The organism is SAR324 cluster bacterium (assembly GCA_029245725.1).
Classification (GTDB): Bacteria; SAR324; SAR324; order SAR324; family NAC60-12; genus JCVI-SCAAA005.
This window is the reverse complement of the sequence record JAQWOT010000122.1, coordinates 1-2,958: the sequence shown is the minus strand read 5'-3', so window position 1 is coordinate 2,958 and position 2,958 is coordinate 1. Positions and strand designations below refer to the sequence as shown.

Genomic DNA, 2,958 nt, shown 5'->3' with positions numbered 1-2,958 from the left:
TGAAGTAAAAATCACCAGTCACAGAAGAAGAGTCCCAGGGCACCTACCGGTTGCCACTTTCACGCTGCACATCAACCCGTACCTGCTTGAAAACGTCTTCGAGTTTCAGTCCTGGGGTATTCATATGCTTCAACAGTTTTGCTGTGAACAAACCGTTCTCCCCATCCCCATCTGCAGCAACAGATCCAGGGGCCGTCGCATAGGAAATGAAGGAACCCGTTGGAGCTGTTACCTGGGCCAGTCCCCGACTGCTGCTACGGAAAGATCGGGCAAAGGGATCGTTGCGACAGGCATCGAGTACCACCACATTCATCCCATTGTCGGCAGCTCTCAACTGAGCCAACAGTTTGCCGAGTGGTACTGCATCATAGCGAACGTCTTCTTCTGTGCTGGGATCAATGTCTGTGGGCAGTAGGTAGTTCTCTCCATCAAACTGCATCCCGTGTCCTGCAAAATAGAAGAGTCCCACTCCCTTCTTCTGCTTCAGTTGCTTGCCGAAATTACGGATGGAACGCTCCATCGTCTTTTGGTTCGCATCTGTCACCGTAGTGACTTCAAAGCCCAACTGCTCAAGGGTTTTACCAATTGCGTTGGCATCGTTGACAGGATTAGCGAGCATTCCTGCATAGGCATAATCAGAGTTGCCAATCACCAGAGCCTGCCGTTTATCAGACAGATCCACAGTTTCTGGTTTGGCAGCAACGGGTCTAACTGCGCGTTCCTGCAAGACGGATCTATTTTGCACAACAGGTTGTGTGTACTGCAGTGAAATCCAACCCAATCTGCCTGGCTCAAATTCGATTTTTCCCCAGTTTTCCTTGGTACCCTTGAGTTGAAACTGTTGTCCACGAAGCACTGCACCCAGTTTGCTACCACCTACATCGTCACGAACATTGAGACGCTTGGCGGTGATCACTACTTCTGCAGGTAGAGACTGAGCCCAGGCTAGGTTCCCAACGACACTGGTTGACAAGAAGATCGCCAGCAGGCAGCAGGTCAAGAGTTTGCGGATCATAGTTCCTCCCGATGTTTTGTGACGTGGTTCATATTGTTGGCTCTACCGTACCGGAAGAATCAGAAAGTGTGGAGGACGAGTGGGGGACAGATGCTGAAGCCTTCAATGTCTGCAATTGTTTCCCTTGAAAAAAATTACTGAGCTCACCTGTTTGCTTAGGCGTTTCAGAAGTTAATGCTGCCAAAAGCGCAATGAGTTTCCAATTGTGTCTCTGATTCACAGTGTTGTTCTTGACAACGATCTGAAAGTGATGGTATTTTGATCTCATTCAGTACATACCCGTACGATTTTTAAGATGAACCAGTATGAAGGAGGAACCCATGTATTCGATCACAGATGCACACAAAGCACTGAGTTGTGGCAGATCCACAGTCTATTCAATCATGAAAGAAGCAGGTATTGAGACAACCAAGTCAGGACTCTCTCAACTGATGACTGACGAGCAATTTAAGAAGTTGCAGGAGATTTACTTCGAGAAGTACCCAAATCGGAAACCGAAAGAATTTATTAAAGAACGATCCAGTACATTCAGAGTTGATCTTGAATCAAATGAAGTTGAAGTGCTGGAATCAAAGCAGCAAACCAGATCATACGAAGATGTTTTGGAAGAAGAGCGGAAGTGGTTTACAAAAAACCATCAGCGTGACGCTGAACACATCGAAGATTTACGTAAAGAAGCTGACGGCCTGCGTAAACAGTTGGAAGCCAAAGACCGGATCATTGAAAGCCTTCTGGAGATCATCAAAAACCAGAAAGAACCTGTATCAAAGCTCCAATCTCCTGCAATTTCTCAACGCACTCCGGTCAATTTTCCAGAATACGATCCGAACGTAGACACTCTGACGAAACCAATGTTTTCTGAGTCCGACCTCAAACAACCTCCTGAGGATTCTCAGAAGCCTGGTGAAGCGATTTATTTGCCGAATCTTACAAGAAATACACAGCCAGAAAAAACCGGATCATGGCAGCTTGAAGCATTCTCAGAAGATGGTCCGCCTTTGTCGCCTGATGAAGCAGTAATGCGTTATTTCAAAGGGCGCTTACCCCAGAGGACTCCAGACATGGATGATCTCATTCGGTACCTGGAAGAATCTGGATTTCCACACACCAGAGATGCTGCTAGTACACGCCTCGCCAAGCTCAGGCGGAAGCAACGTGCTGCCAGAGAATCTGGTGAATTGTGAACCCTCCAACTCAGGAGATTGAATGTCCATTTTTGGATCCAAATTTCAGAATGATTTACCTTTCAAGGAAGGCGAGTACCTAGCAACCATGCTGCGTATGGACTGGAAGGACACCAAGGCAGGTGATCCCATGATGGTGGTTGAGTTTGTGACAACTGAATGCAGGAGGATAGGAAAAGTGATGTTTCCTCAAGTGAATGCTTTCTTTGAAGATGAAGCGAAGCAGGCTTGTCAAGTGTTGCTTGGTGTTGCTGAACCAGAAGACTTTGAAACCTTCTTTAAGTTGGCTCACCAGAGAGCAAGCCGCTCTATATTCAAGCTACTGGTGAAGAATCATCAAAAGCCTGATGGGAATATTACTCAGAACTTCTTGGTAAGAGACGGTGAGCAGATGTTTTCAGACTGGTTGGATAAGCAAATTGACAAGGAGGAACTGCGCAGAGGATTAGCGATGGAGAGAGCATGAAAAGAAAAGATCAACAAGGGCAGCAACTAGATGTTGCTTTTTGTCCTGTTTTTCGTTGTTATCACAACAAACAAGAAAGCCCCAGAACCCTGATACTTTGGCGAGTGGTCGGGAACTGAGGCTCTAAAAATTCAACCGGTAGGTTGTTCCGGTAGATCATGCAAAGACTGTTCTGTTCAGTCAAGACCATTCTACCAAACCTGCCGGTTGTTGCCAAGCAATGGAACGCTTATGTCGCAACCAAAAGAACCATCCAATGAGACCATGCTTGAGCTGATGCTCCAGCATCCCAG

4 protein-coding genes are annotated in these 2,958 nt (G+C 46.7%); 3 read left to right on the top strand and 1 reads right to left on the bottom strand.

What is annotated here, in order from left to right; genetic code table 11:
- Positions 1-43: 43 nt before the first annotated feature.
- Complete coding sequence (locus tag P8O70_05355; GenBank protein MDG2196304.1) at positions 44-1,015, bottom strand: caspase family protein; 972 nt, start codon at positions 1,013-1,015, stop codon at positions 44-46.
- Positions 1,016-1,335: 320 nt separating this feature from the next.
- Here P8O70_05355 and P8O70_05350 point away from each other — a divergent pair, with 320 nt between their 5' ends.
- The 3 genes from P8O70_05350 to P8O70_05340 are packed head-to-tail and all read left to right on the top strand — an operon-like array spanning position 1,336 to position 2,784.
- A complete protein-coding gene (locus P8O70_05350; protein MDG2196303.1) occupies positions 1,336-2,199 on the top strand; it encodes a hypothetical protein in 864 nt (287 codons plus the stop codon).
- Between the two features lie 22 nt (positions 2,200-2,221).
- Positions 2,222-2,665 carry a hypothetical protein gene (locus P8O70_05345; GenBank protein MDG2196302.1) on the top strand — a complete coding sequence of 148 codons (444 nt, stop codon included), beginning with the start codon at positions 2,222-2,224 and terminating at the stop codon, positions 2,663-2,665.
- Complete coding sequence (locus tag P8O70_05340; GenBank protein MDG2196301.1) at positions 2,662-2,784, top strand: hypothetical protein; 123 nt, start codon at positions 2,662-2,664, stop codon at positions 2,782-2,784. Before P8O70_05345 ends, P8O70_05340 begins: the two co-directional genes overlap by 4 nt.
- The last annotated feature ends 174 nt before the right edge of the window (positions 2,785-2,958 follow it).